The organism is Pseudoalteromonas fuliginea (assembly GCF_000690055.1).
Taxonomy (GTDB): domain Bacteria; phylum Pseudomonadota; class Gammaproteobacteria; order Enterobacterales; family Alteromonadaceae; genus Pseudoalteromonas; species Pseudoalteromonas fuliginea.
On the sequence record NZ_JJNZ01000004.1, the window covers coordinates 33930 to 55596 of the forward strand.

At 37.3% G+C, this 21667-nt stretch carries 16 protein-coding genes; 2 read left to right on the forward strand and 14 right to left on the reverse strand.

The window, feature by feature from the left end:
- Window positions 1-7 precede the first annotated feature (7 nt).
- Window positions 8-424, forward strand: coding sequence for a SufE family protein (locus DC53_RS18960; protein ID WP_007375745.1), 417 nt, complete (start codon window positions 8-10; stop codon window positions 422-424).
- On the opposite strand, the gene tcdA is transcribed toward DC53_RS18960, so the two are convergent.
- Genes tcdA through DC53_RS18925 form a run of 7 tightly spaced genes read right to left on the reverse strand, consistent with a single transcriptional unit; the run spans window position 421 to window position 7903 of the window.
- Window positions 421-1239, reverse strand: coding sequence for a tRNA cyclic N6-threonylcarbamoyladenosine(37) synthase TcdA (gene tcdA, locus DC53_RS18955; protein WP_033028376.1), 819 nt, complete (start codon window positions 1237-1239; stop codon window positions 421-423). The two genes, DC53_RS18960 and tcdA, sit on opposite strands and share 4 nt — an antisense overlap.
- Window positions 1240-1920, reverse strand: a complete 681-nt coding sequence (locus DC53_RS18950) for a TIGR01621 family pseudouridine synthase (RefSeq protein WP_007375743.1) — start codon at window positions 1918-1920, stop codon at window positions 1240-1242.
- On the reverse strand, window positions 1917-2678 hold the full coding sequence (gene kdsB / locus DC53_RS18945; RefSeq protein WP_008133700.1) for a 3-deoxy-manno-octulosonate cytidylyltransferase: 762 nt from the start codon (window positions 2676-2678) through the stop codon (window positions 1917-1919). Before kdsB ends, DC53_RS18950 begins: the two co-directional genes overlap by 4 nt.
- The gene (locus DC53_RS18940) at window positions 2666-2863 is read right to left on the reverse strand and encodes a Trm112 family protein (protein ID WP_007375741.1); all 198 of its coding nucleotides are present in this window, start codon (window positions 2861-2863) and stop codon (window positions 2666-2668) included. The genes kdsB and DC53_RS18940 overlap by 13 nt, the downstream gene beginning before the upstream one ends.
- Window positions 2853-3833 carry a tetraacyldisaccharide 4'-kinase gene (gene lpxK, locus DC53_RS18935; protein ID WP_033028377.1) on the reverse strand — a complete coding sequence of 327 codons (981 nt, stop codon included), beginning with the start codon at window positions 3831-3833 and terminating at the stop codon, window positions 2853-2855. The genes DC53_RS18940 and lpxK overlap by 11 nt, the downstream gene beginning before the upstream one ends.
- Window positions 3830-5575, reverse strand: a complete 1746-nt coding sequence (msbA, locus tag DC53_RS18930) for a lipid A export permease/ATP-binding protein MsbA (protein ID WP_033028378.1) — start codon at window positions 5573-5575, stop codon at window positions 3830-3832. Before msbA ends, lpxK begins: the two co-directional genes overlap by 4 nt.
- A gap of 60 nt (window positions 5576-5635) precedes the next feature.
- Window positions 5636-7903 carry a DNA internalization-related competence protein ComEC/Rec2 gene (locus tag DC53_RS18925; protein ID WP_033028379.1) on the reverse strand — a complete coding sequence of 756 codons (2268 nt, stop codon included), beginning with the start codon at window positions 7901-7903 and terminating at the stop codon, window positions 5636-5638.
- Between DC53_RS18925 and DC53_RS18920 the strand changes: the two genes are divergently transcribed.
- Window positions 7883-8389, forward strand: coding sequence for a DUF2062 domain-containing protein (locus DC53_RS18920; RefSeq protein ID WP_033014898.1), 507 nt, complete (start codon window positions 7883-7885; stop codon window positions 8387-8389). The two genes, DC53_RS18925 and DC53_RS18920, sit on opposite strands and share 21 nt — an antisense overlap.
- A gap of 89 nt (window positions 8390-8478) precedes the next feature.
- Here DC53_RS18920 and DC53_RS18915 read toward each other — a convergent pair whose 3' ends face one another.
- The 7 genes from DC53_RS18915 to DC53_RS18885 all read right to left on the reverse strand — a co-directional run bounded on the left by DC53_RS18915 (window position 8479) and on the right by DC53_RS18885 (window position 21588).
- On the reverse strand, window positions 8479-10221 hold the full coding sequence (locus DC53_RS18915) for a DUF3466 family protein (RefSeq protein WP_033028380.1): 1743 nt from the start codon (window positions 10219-10221) through the stop codon (window positions 8479-8481).
- Window positions 10222-10232: 11 nt separating this feature from the next.
- Window positions 10233-12146: an ATP-binding cassette ATPase Uup gene (gene uup / locus DC53_RS18910; protein ID WP_033028381.1), complete on the reverse strand. Its 1914-nt coding sequence runs from the start codon at window positions 12144-12146 to the stop codon at window positions 10233-10235.
- A gap of 15 nt (window positions 12147-12161) precedes the next feature.
- A complete protein-coding gene (locus DC53_RS18905) occupies window positions 12162-12401 on the reverse strand; it encodes a glutaredoxin family protein (RefSeq protein WP_002961779.1) in 240 nt (79 codons plus the stop codon).
- Entirely contained in the window at window positions 12394-14511 is a 2118-nt protein-coding gene (gene rlmKL / locus DC53_RS18900; RefSeq protein WP_007375734.1) for a bifunctional 23S rRNA (guanine(2069)-N(7))-methyltransferase RlmK/23S rRNA (guanine(2445)-N(2))-methyltransferase RlmL, read from the reverse strand. Before rlmKL ends, DC53_RS18905 begins: the two co-directional genes overlap by 8 nt.
- 452 nt (window positions 14512-14963) lie before the next feature.
- On the reverse strand, window positions 14964-15494 hold the full coding sequence (locus tag DC53_RS18895; RefSeq protein ID WP_007375733.1) for a cell division protein ZapC: 531 nt from the start codon (window positions 15492-15494) through the stop codon (window positions 14964-14966).
- A gap of 122 nt (window positions 15495-15616) precedes the next feature.
- Window positions 15617-16627 carry a quinone-dependent dihydroorotate dehydrogenase gene (gene pyrD, locus DC53_RS18890; protein ID WP_007375732.1) on the reverse strand — a complete coding sequence of 337 codons (1011 nt, stop codon included), beginning with the start codon at window positions 16625-16627 and terminating at the stop codon, window positions 15617-15619.
- 119 nt (window positions 16628-16746) lie between these two features.
- Window positions 16747-21588, reverse strand: coding sequence for an NAD-glutamate dehydrogenase (locus DC53_RS18885; RefSeq protein WP_033028382.1), 4842 nt, complete (start codon window positions 21586-21588; stop codon window positions 16747-16749).
- Window positions 21589-21667: the final 79 nt, after the last annotated feature.

Below are 21667 nucleotides of genomic sequence, written 5' to 3' on the forward strand. Positions count from 1 at the left end.
ATAACTCATGACAAATACGTTTAAAAAAGTCACTGAATCTATAAAAAATGCACCCGCTTGGCAGCAAAAATATCGTGAAATAATGCTGTTGGGTAAAACATTACCTATATTACCAGAATCGCTGAAAATTGATGATGCCCTTGTACCAGGCTGCGAAAGTAAAGTGTGGATGTTTGTAGAGTTTGATTTAACAGAGAGCTCTTTAGTCGTTATAGGTGACTCAGATACACGTATTGTAAAAGGCTTACTAGCCTTAATATTAGCGCTGTATAACGGTTTAACACCAGAGCAGGTAATTAAAATTGATGCGTATGAAGAGTTTGAAAAATTAGGCTTAATTAGTCACTTAAGCCCTTCTCGTGGCAATGGAATTAAAGCCATGATTGAAAAAATAAAAACCATGGCACAACAAAAAGTGCTCTAAGCTCTATCACAATCAAGCGTTGTAAGTAGACGCTGCTTTTTATCCAAATATTTTCGAACAGCTTTTGCCGCAACAAAAAAGCCGAAGCTTCCTGTGATCATAGTCACAGATCCAAAACCATTATTACAGTCCATATTCATCGAGCCATCAGCACTTTGCTTAGCATGACATACACTGCCATCGCTTCCTGGGTAAACCAATTGCTCTGTTGAGTAAACACAATCAATATTGAACTTACGCTTAGGGTTATTACTAAAATTATACTGCTTGCGCAAAATATAGCGCACTTTTGCAAGTAATGGGTCTTGCGTAGTTTTAGCTACATCACCAAAAGTTATTTGGCTAGGATCAGTTTGCCCGCCAGCACCACCGGTTGTAATTATAGGGAGTTTATTACGTTTACAATGCGCTATTAATGCCGCCTTTTCTTTAACCGCATCAATACAATCAATCACATAATCAAAATCTTGAATATGTTCTTGAATATTATCAAGTGTAATAAAATCATCTATTACATTAATTTGGCATTCTGGGTTAATAAGCTCGCAGCGCGCTTTCATTGCATCGACTTTAGCTTGACCAATAGTGCCCGTTAACGCATGAATTTGCCTATTTACGTTAGTGGCGCAAATATCATCCAAATCAATCAATGTTATTTTACCAACACCAGTACGCGCGAGCGCTTCAGCCGCCCAGCTTCCTACACCACCAATACCTACTACACAAAAGTGTGCTTCTTGAAGCCAATCAAACTGTTGATGACCATATAGACGTTTGATCCCGCCAAAACGTATATCTGTAACTTTTTCGCTCATTTACCAATCCAGTTGCCATGGCGATTGCCATGCTTGAAAATCTTGATGTTTAATTAACGCCAAATACTCATCACCACTATCGGGTAATAAAGTTAGCTGTATTTGTTCACCTTGCCATAAAAAGCTTAACGCATATGCATGTAAATAGGTACGATTAGAAGGCGTGCCTGAATACATTGCATCGCCAAAAATAGCTGCGCCCACACTTTTTAGTGCCACTCTTAATTGATGCGTCTTTCCTGAATAAGGCTTTAAAATATACCCTCTAAATCCTGGCTTATAACTCAGAGAATAGAATCGGGTGATTGCAGGGTTAAGTGTACTCGTTAGTAACTTAAATGAGCCACGGCGAGATTTAGCCATATCGCCTTTTATCCACCCTTGCTTCTTTTTAGGTTTAGCATCACTAATCGCTAAATAAAATTTATTAATCGCATGCTCAGTAAACATAACAGTAAAGGCGGCTGCAGAGGCTTTGTTTCTTGCTAAAATAATAAGCCCTGATGTCACTTTATCTAAACGATGAACGCCATAAAGCTTTTGCGATAATTGTTGTTCGGCTAACACAACAAAACCAGGCCCCTCCTCTGAATGAAAATTAAGACCTGCTGGCTTTTCTAAAATATAAAAATCGTTATGTGTATAAACAACGTTTAATATCTTACTTACTTGCTCACTCACACGTTTTTACTTTTAATATGCGCTATCACTTTAGCTAAGTCATCGGGCGTATCGACACCTGCATGGGGAGCTATTTGAGCTTGTTCTATTTTGATTTTATAACCATGATACAAAACACGTAACTGCTCAAGCGATTCAAGCAATTCAAGTGGTGATACACTCAGTTCTATATATTGTTTAATAAAACCCGCTCTGTACGCATAAATACCTACATGGCGTTGGAACGGTGATAAATTAAGAGCCGTGCTATCATCCATCATTGTATTTCTATCAAACGGTATACTTGCACGAGAGAAATACAGGGCATTTTTATTTATATCACTCACCACTTTAACGGCATTAGGATTAAATACTTCATCACGCTCTTCAATAGCAACACTTAACGTTGCCATTGGTGCTGTTGAATCACTTAATAGCGCAGCAACTTGAGATACGTTTTCTGGTGCAAGTAATGGCTCATCGCCTTGTACGTTAACCACAATTGTATCGTTATCAAGTTTAAGTAAATCAACTACTTCTGCTAACCGTTCAGTACCAGACTGGTGATCTTCGCGAGTCATTACTACGTCGCTAGTAAATAAACTTACTGCATCAAATACTTTTTGATGATCGGTTGCTACAATAACTTTGCTAGCACCTGATAAACATGCTTTTTCGTAAACATGTTGAACCATTGGCTTACCGCATATATCGGCAAGTGGTTTTCCTGGTAGTCGGGTTGATGCAAAACGCGCAGGTATAACAACTACGAATTCCACTTTTCAACCTCTTCTAAAGATAACTCACGCGCTTCATTTTCAAGCAATACTGGAATATCATCTTTTACAGGATAAGCAAGTTTAGCTGCCGTGCTAATTAGTTCGTTATTTTCTCTATCAAAACGTAATTTACCCTTGCCTACTGGGCAAGCAATTATCTCGAGTAGTTTTGTATCAAAGGCCATTGAGTATTCCTTTTTCTTTTAATAATGAATTTAGTTTATTTATAACGCTATCGGTAGGTTGTGCATCTACTGGTAAATAATACCAATTAGGTTTGGCAAAGGACTGACATTTAACGGCGTCTTTTTCGGTCAGTATAATGTAATCATCGCCAAACTGGGCAAAATCATCGGCGGTATAAGCATAATGATCTCTAAAATGATGAGTCGATAATAACGTAATGCCTTGTGCTTCAAGTGAGTTTTCAAACCGTTTAGGATTACCAATTGCACTTATTGCATGTGCATGAGTCACTGTGTGTTTTACATCATCACTTGAATTAACTAATCGTAAGTTACTTACTTTTAGCGTGTAGCTATTATTAGCCTCACCACCATTTTCAATTACTATATCCACATTTTGTAAGCGTTTAGTTGTTTCGCGAAGTGGCCCTGCTGGCATAACAAAGCCATTACCAAAACGGCGTTCACTATCAACAATACAACACTCAATGCTACGTGGCATTTTATAATGCTGCATTCCGTCATCAGAAATAATGACATCTAGCGTATAGTTATTTTCTAATAAATCGATATTGTGTTGTCTATTAGGACCAACCGCTATTGGGCATTTTAAACGGTGGTATAAAAGTACAGGCTCATCTCCAGCCTGTTGGGCGTTAACAACTGAAGTGACTAACAGCGGGTAATTATCTGATTGCCCACCGTAGCCTCTACTAATAATACCCACTGATAAACCTTGCTCGGTCAAATACTCATACAACCACAAAACAAAAGGTGTTTTACCATTGCCGCCTACACTTATATTGCCGACTACAATAACAGGCGTTTTACACTCAAACGCTTTAATTATTTTAGCGCTGTACAAGCATTTTCGAAATGTCGATACAATCCAAAACAGAGCACTCAATGGTAATAACAATAAAGTAATTAGACCAAATGGTTTATACCAACTTTGTTCTATTTTGCTCACGCCTGATCACCAAACTGCATTTTGCAAAGGGCTGAATACGTACCATCATTTGCTAATAAGCTATTGTGATCGCCACTTTCTATTACACGACCGTTATCAATAACATAAATTCGGTCACTGTTTTCAATAGTAGATAAGCGATGCGCAATAACAATTGAGGTTTTGTCTTTCATTAGCGTTTCTAACGCTTGCTGAATAAGCTTTTCAGACTCTGTATCAAGTGCTGATGTTGCTTCATCTAAAATCAAAATAGGTGCATCTTTTAATATTGCACGCGCTATAGCTATTCGCTGGCGTTGACCACCAGAAAGCATTACGCCATTTTCACCTACCATGGTGTTTAATTGTTCTGGAAGATCTTTAACAAACTCCCAAACATGCGCTTGTTTTGCTACTTGTACTAATTCGTCATTAGTTACATCATGCTTTATGCCATAACAAATATTGTTGGCAATCGTATCGTTAAATAACACGACTTGCTGAGAAACCAAAGCAAATTGGCGACGCAAGTCTGTTAATTTATAATCCTGCAGGGCTATGCCATCAAGTAATATTTCACTCGGCAGATCTAAATCATAGTAACGTGGCAATAAATTAGAAATAGTTGATTTACCCGAGCCTGAGCGCCCTACTAAGGCAATACTTTCACCCGCTTTAATCGTTAGCGACAAATCGTTTAATACGGCTTCATCTTTAGTTGGGTACTTAAAGGTTACATTTTTTACTTCAATTAACCCTTTAACTTTATCAACAGCGACTGTGCCAGTATCTTTCTCTACATTTTCATCAAGTATTAAAAATATACTTTGAGATGCAGAAATGCCACGTTGCATATCGCTATTAACATTAGCCAATTGTTTAAGTGGGCGCAGCAACATCATCATTGATGATATCAAAACAACAAAATCCCCAGAGCTTATAGTATCAATCATAGAAGGCATCGATACCACCAATAAAATAACAGCCATAGCACTTGCGGCGAGTATTTGAATAATGGATACACTTAAGGCTTTTGTCGCATCCATTTTAATGCGCTGCTGACGGTTATGATTATTAATTTTAGAAAATTTATTTATTTCTTGCTCTTGTCCACCAAACCCGTGAATTACTTTATGTCCGCTAAGCATTTGTTCAGAGCTACGTGTAACCTGCCCCATAGCTGATTGGATACTTTTAGAAATATGACGAAAACGTTTCGATACAACCGCTACAATAATAGCGACGAGAGGGATGATGACTAGAAATATAAGTGAGAGCTTCCAACTGGTATAAAACATTACACCAAGTAAAAAGACGACAAAGGCCCCTTCACGTACAACAATAAGTAGCGCTTTAGTTATTGCTTGTTGAACTTGCTCTGTGTCAAAAGTGATTTTTGAAATTAAATCGCCCGTGGAGTTTTTGTCATGAAAAGAAACGGGTAAATGCAATATGTGCTCAAATAACTCTTGGCGTAAAGATCGTACAACTTGTGAACCTACATAGCTCAAACAATACGATGACATAAAATTAAAAATACCACGCCCAATCACCAGTGCAATAACAACAAATGGAGCATACTTTAATACATCGCTATTTCGTTGGTTCAAACCTTCATCAATAAATGGTTTCATTAATTGAATAAATAGCGCGTCCATTCCTGAATAGCCAATCATTCCTATAATAGCGACGAAGGCTACACTCTTATATGCACCGACGTAAGAAATTAACCGTTTATAAATTTGTGTAGTACTTTGATCCATAACACTCTCTTCATACAATTACAGACTCTATTGTATCCTTAGGCACACTAAAACAAAACGTCAATTTTTGATAAACCAGTAACTTTCATCCTCGCGAGCCGCTTTTACTCGAACATTATCATTGTAAAATTCAATACTTATTTGTCCTTGTTGACCTGTCACATATTGAGTTGCCTTTATTTTGTCGTAACGATCAACAACCTCCTCCTTCGGGAAGTGCCATTGTCCTTTGTAAGCACTAGAATGAATAACAATTTTAGGATTTACATCACTTATAAACTCATTACTAGACGATGTATCACTCCCATGATGTGGGCTTAGCATAACGGTACTTTTTAAAAAATAGTTCTCTTGCAATAATTGCAACTCTCGTTGTTTAGATATATCACCCGTTAATAAGACACTGTGGGTTTTATCAGCAACACGAATAACGCATGAATCATCATTCTCATTTTTGAAGTTTAACGTTTTAAAGCTTTCAATTTGAAGGCCAAAAATATCTATTTTGGTTACTTTGCAAATGTCTTGTAAGTTATTGGGATGAAATGTGGTAAAACGAGTTTCGTAGCCTGCTTTTATAAAATGATCTACACCGCCCGCATGATCGTTATCTTCATGACTTAAAATAGCTGTTGATACAGTAAGATTGTTTGACTCAATAAAGGGCAGTAAAATACTACGGGTACGACTAAAACGATTAAAATAACTAGGCCCAAAATCATAAATTAGTGCATGTTTATCTTTTTCTATTAGCACCATTAATCCATGTCCTACATCAAAAACATGTAATTGCCATTTTGGCTTATCCACTATTAAGTAGTTAAACAATATGACACTTAATGGGATACCTGCTAGCCATTTATATGGGACTAAATAAAAAATCGAAATAGTAATGTATGAAAAAACAACAACAATAGCGTCAATATTACCTATATTTAACCAACGAATATAACTAGGTATTTTCAATAGCCATTCGAATAAATAACTTAAGCTTTCATCAAAAACACTAATAATTATGCCTATATCAAGTAAGCTGCTAATAAATGTGATAATAATTAGACAAGGCATAACGACTAAAGAAAGTAATGGGATAGCAATTAAGTTCAGTACTAAACCAACTAAGCTCACGCCATTAAAGAAGTATAATGAAAGTGGTAATAAACCAATAAATAAAGCAATTTGAACGACAGTTAATGCAACGACCTTATTTAGAAATGATGTATTAAAAATCGGTATTTGCTTAACAACTAGAAATATAATAACCACAGCAATAAACGAGAAATACAGCCCAGCGTTTAATACATTAAAAGGATTAATTATAAGCAGAATAACAAGTGCATATAAAATACTTCGCCAACGTAATGGTTGTTTTGCCAAAAAGTAGAGTGCTAAATAACACCCAAGCATGATTAAGGCGCGTGTAGCTGAAACTAAAAAATCACTCAAATATACATAGATAAACGATCCAATAAAGCCAACTAGACTATAAATAACAGACAGGTTTTTAGTCTGCTTACCAGCGTATTTTATTTGTTTAAATAAAAATCGCGTAATTATATAGCAAAAACCAAATATTAACCCGATGTGTAATCCGGATATTGCCAGTAAATGGCTCAACCCCAATGATTGCATTAATTGCTTATCTGTAAAGCTCATTAACGACTTATCACCCGTTAATAGTGCATAATATAGCCATTTAAGTTTTGTATTACTGTAAGTCCTTTTTATATATTCCCTATAATTTATAAGGTGGCTGTGTTTTTTATTACGCGCAACAATAAGTTCTTTATTGAGTATTTTTCCTTTAAAAAATATTCGTTGTGTAAAAGCATATCTCTCGTTATCAAATACATTAAAATTTTTAGTACTTCGAAAGTTTTTTATAGCTATTGTTGCTTTAAAAGTATCACCAACAAAAAGTATTTGTTCAGAATTCACACTCAGCATTGCACTCGGTGCCCTAAAATATGCGTATTGAGCAGTATCAAATTCTATTATTTTTACTCTTATGTATTGAGGTTGCTTATTTGAAATTATATCTTCGACAATTAGCTCAGCTGCATATGCATACTTTTCATCCTGTTTTGGGCTTTCAAAATTATAAAAAGTATAATAATGCAGTGATACACAGCAAATAGCGCAAATAAAGCCTAACAATACATTTAAAAACGGCTTAAAATACAAACTCACAATAAGGACTGATATTGTGAATATTATAAATTCGAGAGTTTGATAATAAAATACGGTTGCGATACAGCCAATTACAAACCCAAGACTTATCCACACTGATGTAAATGGTTGCTTTAAATGGCTAAAAAAACGATCCAAAGATTTTTACCTGATCCAAATAAAATTAGACATCATAAATATCTAAGAATTTTTGGGCACCTTTTGCAAGATGCAAATCTTTGGCACTTAAATAGACGGTCCGCTCGAGGAGCATTTGCTGTTGGGCTATTTTTTGCTTTCATCCCTGTTCCCTTTCAAATGGTCTTAGCCGCAGCTGGAGCTATTGTATTTAGAGTTAACTTACCTATTTCGGTTGCTTTAGTTTGGCTTACAAATCCATTAACTATGCCCCCTATATTCTACGGGTCGTATTTAGTTGGTACATTAATTTTAAACCAGCCAGAGCAACACTTTGCCTTTGAACCTAGCTGGGCTTGGTTTCTAGAAAGTATAGAAACTATTGGACCCGCTTTTTTAATTGGCTCATTGGTATGCGCCTCTATCGCGAGCATAATTGCTTACTTTAGTATAGATATTATTTGGCGACGTTCGGTAGTCAAAGCGTGGGCAACACGCAACAAATAACCAAATATTTATAAGCTCTAATTACTATAGACGAAAAAAATCCCAACTTAATGAAGTTGGGATTTTTTTATGCGAATCACTTTAGTTAATTAAAAACGGAATATACGTCTTATGCCAACTAAGGGGAGTAATAATAATGTGAACCAAGGAAAGCTCGCAGAGTTACGTTCATAAACTTCTGCTTCAGGAGGTGCACAGTTTTCAACTTCACCATTAGCAATAGGAGTTAACTTTACTGCAACTGCGACACTTTCAAATTCAATATTGCCTTCAATATCAGTAACAATTCCACCTAACGAATCACGTTTTTCAACTGTTTTGGTTGCTACACCAAAAATCTCATTATTTTCGTTAATTACTTTAGCTTCAGCCATTGTATAAGCATAATTTGTCTCACCATCAGTTTCATAGCATGGTAATAAGTCATTTAGGTTGGTTATTTTATCTTCGCCAATCTTATATACAAATGCCTCTTTACGACGTGAGCTATCTGAAACACCTACCTCACCTTCCCCAACAATATAACCTTGGCTATTTATATCATTACCATAAGAACTTGAACTAGAAAAATAGTCAGTAGGAAATACCGTATTGCCTGTTGCTATATCATGATAAAAAAACTTATTTCGAAGTGTTCCTTCAATTCGTTTAATAGCATAACCCGTAATAACATCATTATTACTTATTGCTAATGCTTTACCGCCTTGCCAATCATCTTCTTGATTTATAAAATCAACTACCGCACCATCTTTATAATAAACGGGCATGGTTAATATAATGTCATCATCTTTGTAGTATCGCGTATGCGATGAACCTACAGCAACACCATTACTATTAACCGCAAGTGCAGTACTTATAAATGCATCATCTTCAGTTTCACCTTCATCAGGTGTCAGTGCTAAACCAAGCTCTTCGACAGAAGTAATATTTAACGATTCATCAAGTTCCCATTTTACAGCACGCTTATTAAATAAGCCTCGTGATATATTAGAATTTAATAAATTAACACATACTGATATAGGTTCATCTTCATTATCACAACTATCTTCAATATTTTCTAACCTATCCGCTGGAATATCTATTGATATATTTCCAACAACCGTGTATCCGCTGTTTGTCTTTATAATATCGTTAGCACGACTTGTACCGCCATGTTCATTAAACTCAGGGATTAACGGAACTTGTAAACCATCTGCGCCAATTACGATGCCTCGTTCAATAAATTCATGAGTGAACCATGTTTCAGCTTCGTCATCTCCATCAGGAGTGAATAAAACTTTATCGTAGGGTGCACTGCCCCAACCAACTGAAACACCATCTTCGCTAACAGCATTATACAAATTCGTAGTAGAGCGTGTTAATCCATCGTAATCAACTGAAGCTATATCAAATAAAGGCTGCTCTGTTAAAGTAGAATCATTAAAATTAACGCCTATTAATGAACTTATTTTCTGATACTCAAAATTTGTAGAAATCGATGATAAAAAGCTAATCATAAAACTATGAGCGTCAGAGTTAGTCGCAACAGCATCATTGTTTTCGATATCATCAAGCGTAAAGGTAATTACTTTATCGCTTAACTCAAATGCATCTTCTGTATTACTGTAACTATTCTTGATAATACTTTCTGAAAAATCTATATAGCTTGTATCAATTGGTAAATTATATGAACCATTAGCGACACCAATAATATGGCCGCTTTCACTAACATCGGTAACGTAAGAGTGTTTAGCGTTTTCAGAAGACCCTAACTCAGTTAATTGATATGTCGCACTTATTGCTGAAGTGCTTAATGTCGCTAAAATACTGGCAGCGAGTAATTTATATTTCATTTTAGTCCTTACTACTGATTCTGTAATTCTTCAAGTTCTTCCCAGCGCTCAAGGGCAGCTTCAAGGTCAGACTCAAGTTGTGCTAAATGGTTCAATGCTTTAGTTGTTACATCACTCTCTTGTTTAAAAAAGTCTGCGTCACTCACTACAGCTTGTTGAGCTTCAATTTCAGCTTCTAGTTTTTCCATTTTATTCGGTAGTTGCTCTAATTCAAGTTTTAATTTGTAAGAGAGTTTATTTGTCTTAGCTGCAGGTTTGGCAGCTGGAGTTACTACTTTTTCAACTTTTTTTACTGGTTGTTGCTGAATTTTTTTTTCTTGTTCAGCTAAGTAACTAACATAGGCTTCATAGTCGCTATAACCACCAACGATATCTGTTACTTTACCATTGCCTTCAAATGCCCATACACTAGAACATGTATTATCAATAAATTCTCGGTCATGGCTTACAATCAGCACTGTACCTTGGTATTGATTAATAATGTCCTCGAGTAACTCTAATGTTTCTATATCCAAGTCATTCGTTGGCTCATCGAGAACAAGTATATTAGATGGTTTTAAAAACAGTTTAGCTAATAGCAGTCTATTTTTTTCACCACCAGAGAGTGCTTTAACCGGTGTACGAGCGCGTGCTGGCGGGAATAAAAAGTCTTGCAGATAACCTAAAACATGACGTGAACGACCGCCCATCATCACTTCTTGTTTACCTTCGGCAACGTTATCTTGAACTGTTGCTTCTTCGTCAAGTTTTTCACGGTACTGATCAAAGTAAGCAAATTCTAAATTAACACCTTGCTTAGTTATGCCGCTATCTGGTTCTAAATCACCAAACATTAGTTTTAATAGTGTTGTTTTACCAATACCATTTGGACCTACTAAGCCGATTCTGTCACCACGCATAACAAGTGTCGAAAAATCATCAGCAATAACTTTGTCTTTAAATGCATGGCAAAGGTGCTGAGCTTCAAATACTAATTTACCAGAGCGGTCTGCTGTTTCAATATTAAAGTCAGTTTTACCAACTTGATCAACACGTTGTTTACGCTCATTACGTAGCTGCTTTAACTCTCTAACACGCCCTTCGTTACGTGTTCTACGCGCTTTAACACCTTGGCGGATCCACGTTTCTTCTTCTGCTAAACGCTTATCAAATAATGCATTTTGCGCTTCTTCTACTTTTAAATCATGCGCTTTTTGCTCTAGATAAGTCGCGTAATCACCTGGGTAAGAAATAAGTTTACCGCGATCTAAATCTAAAATACGCGTAGCAACAGCACGAATAAACGCACGGTCATGTGATATAAATACAATGCCGCCTTTAAATTCTTTTAAAAACTGTTCAAGCCACATGACACTTGCCATGTCTAAATGGTTTGTCGGCTCATCTAGTAGCAATAAATCAGGCTCACTTACAAGTGCACGCGCAAGTGCCACTTTGCGTAACCAACCACCAGAAAGGGACTCAAGTTTAGCCTCTGGCGTTAGCTCTAATTGTGTTAAGACTAATTGAATTCGGCTATCAAAGCGCCAGCCATCAGCGGCTTCAAGTTGGTTTGATAAACGTTCAAGCTTGTTTAATAACTTATCAGTACACTGTGTTTGCAATTCGTTACTAACATGATGAAAGTCAATGAGTAAGTTAGCAATTTCTGGCATACCTTGCGCAACGTAATCAAATACAGTGCCACTTGCACCTTTTGGTGGATCTTGCTCTAAGCGAGAAATTCGAATGCCACCGAGTTGATTTATTTCGCCATCATCTAAAACAACTTGTCCATCAAGTACTTTTAGCAGCGTTGACTTGCCCGCGCCATTTCGACCAACAACACACACTCTTTCGCCACTTTCTATAACCGCATCTGCTTTGTTAAGCAAAGCATGTGTACCAAAAGCAAGTTGTGCTTTTAAAATTCTAATTAAATCCATAGTTCTTATTTGCTCTTATTCTGCTTGTGCTAAAAATTCGCGCACAGAGTGTAAAGTAAAAGGCCAATATAATTTCTCGCCTTTTTCACTTTTTAATACAGGAATAGTAATTTGATACTCAGCAATAAGCTGCTCATCAGTCATAATATCGATTAGTAATAACTCACTGTTGTCATTTAGTACATCAGTGATAAGTTGCTCAGCTTGCTCGCACAAGTGGCAACCATCAGTATGATATAAAATCCATTTAGCCATGCGTAATTAGCCAGCTATTATGGATTTTTTTATTACGTTTGAAGTCTGGTGATAGTGTTTTATCTGAGATATTAACGGCTTTTAAACCTAAACCAATCAGGCCAACTTCATCCATTACAAAACCACGTTTGTTATTAGAGAAAATCAAAGTACCTGATGGACTTAAAATCTTTTTAACCCACGTTAATAATTTAATGTGATCGCTTTGCACATCAAACGCGTCTTTCATACGTTTTGAGTTTGAGAACGTTGGAGGGTCTAAAAATATCAAATCATATTGTGCTGTCGCATGCTCTAACCACTTTAAACAATCTGCTTGTTCAAAACGGTAACGTGTATTACTGATATTGTTTAAATCGAAGTTATCTTGGCCCCATTTTAAATAGGTTTTAGATAAATCAACTGTTGTAATTGCTTTAGCGCCACCAAGTGCAGCATGCACAGAGGCAGTACCTGTGTATGCAAACAAGTTTAAAAAGCGTTTATCTTTTGCATTTTCTTGAATATAACGACGCATTAAACGGTGATCTAAAAATAAACCTGTGTCTAAGTAGTCAAATAAATTAACTTTAAACTTAGCACCAAACTCTTCAACTACCATAGTTCGGTTTTGTTTAGACATGGCCGTATACTGGTCTTCACCCTTTTGCTTTTTACGCACTTTTACAGCAATATTTTCAGGCGAGATATCAAGTTGTTGCGAAGTCAATGTTATTACGTCTTGCAGGCGTTTTTCTGATGTTTTTTCATCAATTTCTTTAGGCGCTGCATATTCAAAAATAACCGCTGAATCACCGTAAATATCTACAGCAACATTGTACTCAGGGATATCCGCTTCATAAACACGATAAGCGTCTACTTTATTTTGTTTAAGCCAGTTTTTTAAGCCTTGCTTATTCTTTTTCAATCTATTTGCGAATGACGTAGAGCCTTCAAAATTAAGCGCTTTTTTATCATCGGTGGTCAAACTTACTTGCTTATCATCTAATTGATATAAGTTGAGTTCAACATCAAGTGGGCCATTTTTAAACTTATAACGCTTAAGACGCACAAGTTTTAAAAGTTTAAATAAGCTCTCGTCCATACCCAATAAGGCAAGTTTCCAATGATTAAAGTGCTTTTTAAAGCCAACACCTAAATTACGGTGTAAATCAACAAGCTCAGCCATAGAACCAATACGCTCACCATAAGGTAAGTTTGAAATTACCACACCAGGTAACTTAGCAACGGCTGTAAGCTTAGTGGCATCACTTTGCTTAAACTTAATAACATCATCAAGCTCAGCCCGTTTGGCATTATCAATCGCTTTACTTAAAACTTGTTCATCGTAATCGTGGCCAATTAACCACAATTTAGGGTCGGTAATGTTAGCAAGTAACTCTTCTTTAAGTTCTTTAAACTTAGCGGCTCTAAAACTGGGTAAACGTTCAAAAGCAAAGCCTTCACGGAATAATCCCGGCGCTTCGTTTCGTGCCATGCCGGCCGCTTCGATTAAAATAGTACCCGCACCACAACATGGATCGAATAAAGGCTGTTTTACATTATCAAGCCAACCACTTCGCTTAATTAGTGCAGCCGCTAAATGCTCTTTAATTGGCGCTTTACCTTGGCCTTGACGGTAACCACGTTCAGACAAACGAGGGCCAGAATAGTCAATATACATAGAAACGCCGTAACGATTTAGTCGTGCAACAACACGTACGTTAGCGTCTTGCTTATCAACGTTGGGACGCTGCTCGTATAAATCATTAAAATAATCAACAATCGCATCTTTTATTACAAGACCAGAAAATTGTGTGTTTTTTAATGAGTCATTGGTACCGTTGAAGTCGACAGCGAATGTTTGAGTAGGTCCAAACCACTCTTGCCAAGGTTGCGATCGCGCAAAATTATACAGGCTATTTTTGTCATCTACGCCTTCTTTTTCTTCAATAAGCATAAGCACACGCGTTGCAAAACGACTTGATAAACAAACCTTTTGCGCCAGTAATGAGTCAGCCTCAAAACGAACAGAACCAACAGTTTGCTTAGACACAGTTGCGCCAAGTTCTGTTAATTCATCAACCAATAAATTTTCGATTCCGATAGAAGTAAGTGCGATAAATTGCAAAGTAATAACCCTTAATAGCTAATTGCGCAGGATTATAACATAGGTTGAGTGACATACACGCCATAAAGACACGCTTAAAAACTTAAATTTGATGAGGGTCTGTTGAACTTTCAAGGTTAAATTTGCAGCAGTCTGTTTGGTATTTAGGCAAGGCAGAGCCTATGCAGTGTGGTCATTCCCCATAAATGGGCGATAACGTAGCATTAATGCCAAACAGGCGCTGCCCAAACGGTTCTTCCTAGGGGCTATTTACTCTTTGTTGCCTAAGTGGATGTAGGTAAGGGGCGTGAGCAGGACGCGGAAGCTTTGCTCGGTTTTACTTATTCTTACATGGATGTAAGCCAGTATGGTAACGAAGGAGCAGTTACCGAGCCCACTAGGTTACAAATCTCGCGCCGCGATTAAATAGCCCCTAGTTTGAACAAATTTCAATCCGCAAAGATCAGCAGACCTTAGGCGGTTTGACTTTGGTATTGCTGATTTAGGATGGGGTGGACTCGATTATTCAAAATACGGATTACTTCAAATTGTGCTAAAGATAAGTTTTCGTCCAATTTAAATGTTTCACTTAAATTCAAACAAATAGATGCATCAGAGCAGTGCTCTACAATTAAGAAATCACCCGATTGCGCTTTAGATGTTAATTTTACTATTGCCTCTACGCTTGGCTCTGTCCCGGTGTATTCTTCAAAAAACCAACTTTTTGCTAAAACGGGCTTTAAGTGATACTTAACAGCGGTCGCATTTAGCGATATTTGACAAACTTGAGCCGCAGTCCACAATTCAAATCCATCAAGGTAATTATAAACTTGCTCGTAAAATGCCGCATCTTCGAGGCTAAAGCGTGGATTCTTAAAAACAGAATCCGTTAACTGTCTTAACTTATAAGGCGTACATAATTGCATATCGTCATTTAAATCAAGTAATAAACGGTTTTTATCAGGACAAGCAATCCACTGCCATTGCTTTGATGCTTGTAACATTTACTCCTCCTTGGGTTTATTAAAATAATTAGACGTTGCTTAGAGTATAACGGCTTCTGACCATTTTTTAAATATTTGTTTAGAACATTTATCGAACGATCAAAAGCTTAGATAACTGATCCTTATAAGCCGTTAACGATCGTCTTTACCAATTGTGGACCTTTGTAGATGAACCCAGTATAAACTTGAACTAAATTTGCGCCTGCATCTAACTTTTCTTTTGCAGATGTAGCATCGTCAATACCGCCTACTCCGATGATTGGCAACTTACCTTGTGTTAAACGCTTTAATTCGCTTACGACCTCTGTAGAGCGCATTCTAACAGGGTGACCTGACAAACCGCCGGCCTCTTCTGCATATTGCTGCCCCATAACTGCAGCTCGTTCAAGTGTAGTGTTAGTTGCAATCACACCATCAATTTTATTATTTAAAAGTGACTCACTTACTTGCTTTATTTGTATTTGATCCAGATCCGGCGCAATTTTTATCAGCATCGGAACTTGCTTATTGTGTTTAGCTGCTAGATCAAGTTGCTCGCTTTTAAGGCTTTGCAGTAAATCATCAAGCGCTGCACCATATTGTAAATCACGAAGTCCAGGGGTATTTGGTGATGAAATATTTACCGTAATGTATGAGGCATGCTCAAATACTTTACGCATACAATAAATGTAGTCATCTTTACCTTGCTCATTAGGTGTATCTTTATTTTTACCAATATTGATACCGAGTATCCCACTGTACTTTGCCGCTTTTACGTTAGCGATTAAGTTATCAACGCCTTTATTATTAAACCCCATGCGATTAATAATTGCATTTGACTCTGGCAACCTAAAAATACGAGGTTTATCATTACCCACTTGAGGGCGCGGTGTAACCGTACCGACTTCGATAAAACCAAAGCCCATTTGGCTAAATGCATCTATACATTCAGCATTTTTATCAAGCCCTGCAGCAAGCCCAACTGGGTTTTTGAATTCAAGGCCTAAAAAATTAACTGGTTTGTCTGCAATACTTTGCGACCAAGCGGCACTTAACGGTGTGTTAGCGAAGCGACGTAGGTTACTTAGAGCAAACTCATGCGCCCACTCCGCATCACGGGTAAACATAAAACGGCGAGCTAAATCGTAAAACATGAATATAATCCTCTATTAAAATACAGACAAAAAAATACCTCAGACAAGGCTGAGGTATTGTATAACAAAATAATCAATTCATTTATTTTTTGTGAAATAAAAACAAATGAAAGGCTAAATTATTTGCCTGAAGTATTACAATTATGGCTCAATAACATTAATTCACGAAGTGCTACAGAGAACTTAGCAAAATCATGACTTTGTGAAGTTTTAAATTCAGCCAACATCTGTTTCCAACGAAGTAATAATAACTCTTGGTTATCCATCCATTCATCTATTTGACTATCAACATCTTTTTCATCAGCTTCAAAGCTATTTAATACTACTTCAGCTAACGTACGTTGTTGCCAATCTAGCTCTTCACGGTAAGAAGAACGAGCAAGCGCTTGCCAATGGTTTGCAACCGGTTGATGGGTAATTTGATCTAAGAACCAATGCAGACCCATTCGCGCACCAAGTTTAAAGTACGTATTAGATACCATTGAGATACCTCGGCCCGAACTATTCGCAATTTCCGCTAAGTCCATTACCGAGAACAAACTTGATAATGCCACAATTCGCTTAGCGATAGCTTCCGGTACACCACTTTCAATTAGCTTATTAGCTTCTTGTACTATGCGATCATTTTCTTTCTCAACGATATAAGTATTTAAGTTTTCACTTAAATCTTTGAATGTTGGTGCAAAATACTCAATTCCTTGCTCAATCGTTTGCGCCTTATTACGATGACGTAAGAACCAACGTGTAGTTCGACGCACAGTACGACGAAGTTGGTAAAGCATCTCAGTTTGTACAGCTGCTGGTATCTTATTATCTAATGCGCTTATAGAAGACCATGTATCGCGCATTTCAAAAATTTCACTGGCAATTGAATAACACATTGCTATTTCAGCTTCGCTTGCGCCAGTTTCTTCATGCATACGTACCATGAAGTTTAAACCCATATCATTAACGATATTGTTAGCAAGTTTAGTTGCAATAATTTCTTTACGAAGTGGATGGTTGTTCATCGCATCGTTAAACTTCTCACGTAATGGCCGTGGAAACGATTTGACGAGCAGCTGGCGGTAATATGGGTTTTCAGTAATTTCATCACTTACTAAAGACTCTTTTAATACCATTTTAGCGTAAGACACGAGCACTGAAAGCTCAGGGCGAGTTAAGTCTTTACCTGCGGCTGCACGTTCTGCCAATTCTTCATCACTAGGAATGAACTCGATAGCACGGTTTAGCTTGCCGTCTTTTTCAAGCGCATGAATAAAACGTATTTTTTCTTTAAGAGTAGACGTGCCCTTCGATTGCGTAATTGAAATCGTATGCGTTTGACGATAACAATCTTTAAGCACTAATTCAGAGACTTCATCAGTCATTGAATAAAGTAGCTCATCACGTTGTTTACGGGTTAAATCACCTTCTGCAACTAAGCCATTAAGTAAAATTTTAATGTTAACTTCGTTATCAGAACACGCAACACCCCCTACGTTATCGATAAAGTCAGTGTTGACACGCCCGCCTTTTGCTGCAAACTCTATACGGCCAAGTTGAGTTGCGCCTAAGTTACCGCCCTCACCTATAATTTTTGCACCCAACTCATTACCATTAATGCGAAGTGCATCGTTTGCACGATCTCCAACATCTGCATCAGTTTCTTTAGAGTTTTTAATGTACGTTCCGATACCGCCATTCCACAGTAAATCGAAGTTCATCATTAATGATGCTTTCATTAATTCGTTTGGTGTCATACTTGCTTTTTTAGTGCCAAGCATTTTTTTCATTTCAGGGCTTAATGTTATTGATTTAGCCGCGCGAGAAAAAATACCTCCACCTGCAGAAATAAGGTCTTTGTTATAATCTTCCCAAGATGAGCGCGGCATATTAAATAGACGTTCGCGCTCTGGGTAAGATGTCGCTGCATCTGGGTTAGGATCAATAAAAATATGCATATGATTAAATGCAACTTGTAAACGAATATGTTTAGACAACAACATACCATTACCAAACACATCCCCTGCCATATCGCCTATGGCGACCACTGTAAAGTCGGTAGTTTGACAATCGATATCCATTTCACGGAAATGACGCTTAACTGATTCCCATGCACCTTTAGCAGTGATACCCATTTTCTTGTGGTCATAACCAACAGAACCACCTGAAGCAAACGCATCACCTAGCCAGAAGTTATATTCATTCGCAATACCATTTGCAATGTCTGAGAAGGTGGCTGTCCCTTTATCAGCCGCAACTACTAAGTAAGCATCATCTTCGTCATGACGAACAACATCTCGAGCTGGCATTATTTCACCACGTTCAATGTTATCTGTAATATCTAATAAGCCGCGAATAAATATTTTATAACATTCTTGGCCTTCTTTTATAAACGCTTCGCGTTCAGTCGGTAGCTGTTTACATACAAAACCACCTTTAGAGCCAACAGGTACAATTACTGTATTTTTAACTTGTTGCGCTTTTACCAGACCAAGGACTTCTGTACGGAAATCTTCACGACGATCAGACCAACGAAGTCCACCACGAGCCACCTTACCATAACGTAAATGCACGCCTTCAACACGTGGGGAGTAAACAAAAATCTCAAATGCAGGAAGTGGCAATGGTACATCAGGAATTAGACTAGGTTGAATCTTAAATGAGACATAAGATTTAAACTGACCTTGTGCATCTTTTTGATAATAATTAGTACGAAGCGTTGCAACAATCATATCAACGTATAAACGTATAATTCGGTCATCATCAAGGTTGGCAACATTTTCAAGTTCTAGGTAAATTTGTGCTATTAATTTCTCAAGTGTTTTAGCACTAGCCGGGGCTTTAATTGAGAACTTTTTAGCGAACAAATTAACTATTTGCGCAGCAATATTTGGGTAATTAGCAAAAGTACTTTCAATATACGTTTGCGAGAACGTAACACCAATTTGACGCATATATTTAGCATAAGCACGTAAAATAGAAGCTTCACGACCTGCTAGGCCACCCATTAAAACTAAACGGTTAAAACCATCGTTTTCTAGACGGTTGCCCCAAACATTTGTTAATGCAGCGCGAAAACGTGCTGAAATTTTATCAAAGTCAGCCATTCCTTTGCTGTCTATTAGCATAGAAAAATCCATGATCCAATTAATACGACCATCACTGGTTTTAACTGAATATGGCGTTTCGCCAACAACACGTAGACCAAAGTTTTCAAGCATTGGCATAACATCAGATAAATGAATTGGCTCATCTTTATGGAATAAGCTTAATCGTACAATATTGCTATTAGCTTCTTCTTGTGGACGATAAAACAACATTTCTAGTTTATTTTCGTCGGTCAATAATTCTAGTTTTTCAATATCTACAACTGCGGCACTGGGAAGCACTTCATCCTTATATGAACGTGCAAACGCATTACAGTATTTACGGTTTAAATCGTTACCGCGTGCTTCACCAGCTGATTCTAAAAGCGCAGACTGCAACTTGTCTTCCCAAGTACGCGCAGCTTCTATTAAATTATTTTCGATGTCTTTCACGTTATATTCAATATTGTTATCGGTCACACGAACAGTGTAATGGGTACGCGCCAGTGTTGACTCAGAAAAGTAAGTAGTAAATTCGACTTTGTTGTCAGAATTAAATGCGTTGCCTAAAATATCTTGCGTTTCACGACGAAGCGCTGTGTTGTAACGTTCTCGAGGAACATAAACCATACATGAGAAAAATCGGCCGTAAGCATCTTTACGAACGAATAAGCGACACATGTCACGCTCTTGTACTTGTAAAACCCCCATGGCAACTTCAAGTAGTTCGTTTTCACGCGCTTGAACTAGCTCGTCGCGGGGATAGGTTTCTAAAATATTTAAAACCGCTTTGTAAGCATGCGTGCCTTTAGCAAAGTCACATATCTCCATGATGCGGTTAATCTTACTCTTTAATACAGGGACATCCGCGGCGCTATTATTATAAAAACTTGAAGAAAACAACCCAATAAAACGGTCTTCGCCAATTACATTCCCTTCATCGTCAAAACGTTTTATACCAACATAGTCAATATAAGCGGGGCGATGTACACGAGAAAGTGAATTGGTTTTTGTTAAAATTAATAAATTACTGCTACGCGCTTCTTGGCGTGCTACTTCTGGTAATTCTGATAATAATCGTGTGTGTTCTTCAGTTGAATTTTTCATCAAGCCAAGGCTAGTGTCCATTTTGCCTTTTAATTGGTAATCACCTTGCACAGGGCTTAATTCATATTCGCGATAGCCCATTAGTGTGAAATTATCTTTAACTAACCAATCTAAAAACTCTACCGTTTCGGCAACTTCGTTTTCATTTTTATTGTGGCGACGCTTAGGTAGCTCTTTGGTGACCGCAATTAATTTTTTACGAATAGGCTGCCAATCTTCAACTGCAACGGATACATCAACAAGTACTGATTCTAATTCTTTTTTGAAAGACTCAATTACAGAAGAATCTGTTTGACGATCAATTTCAATAAAGAAAACCGTTTTAGTCGACGTCGATTCTTGCTCTGCTTTTAAATTAGATAAACCCGATATTTTCGTGTTTTTGTCACGTTGAATTTTAAGTGGGCTATGAAGTAATAAGTGAGAGGCGATATTTTCACGAGTCATGGCCATACGCACTGAATCTACTAAAAAAGGCATATCTTTAGCAATAATTTCAACAATTGTATGCGATGACTGCCAGCCATCTTTAGCCACTTCGGGATTGAAAACGCGGATAACAGCATTATCAGTTGTATTCTTTTCTAGCGAATTCCAAAGGCTTAGTGCAGCGCCATATAAGTCACTATCGTTACGATTAGCCAAATCCTCTTTAGACATGTTGCTGTACAAGGCTTTGGCGAATTTTTCAACGAGTAACACATTATCAGCGTGAACTTTTTTTTGGATCAGCTTACAAACATTATCTAGGATAACCGAGGCTTGGCCTTCATTTCGTGTCATTGTATGTTCCTTAATCTATTACTGCCTAGTGGCAGAATATTTGTACAGCCATTTATTAGCGTGGAGTCAGCTAAATTCT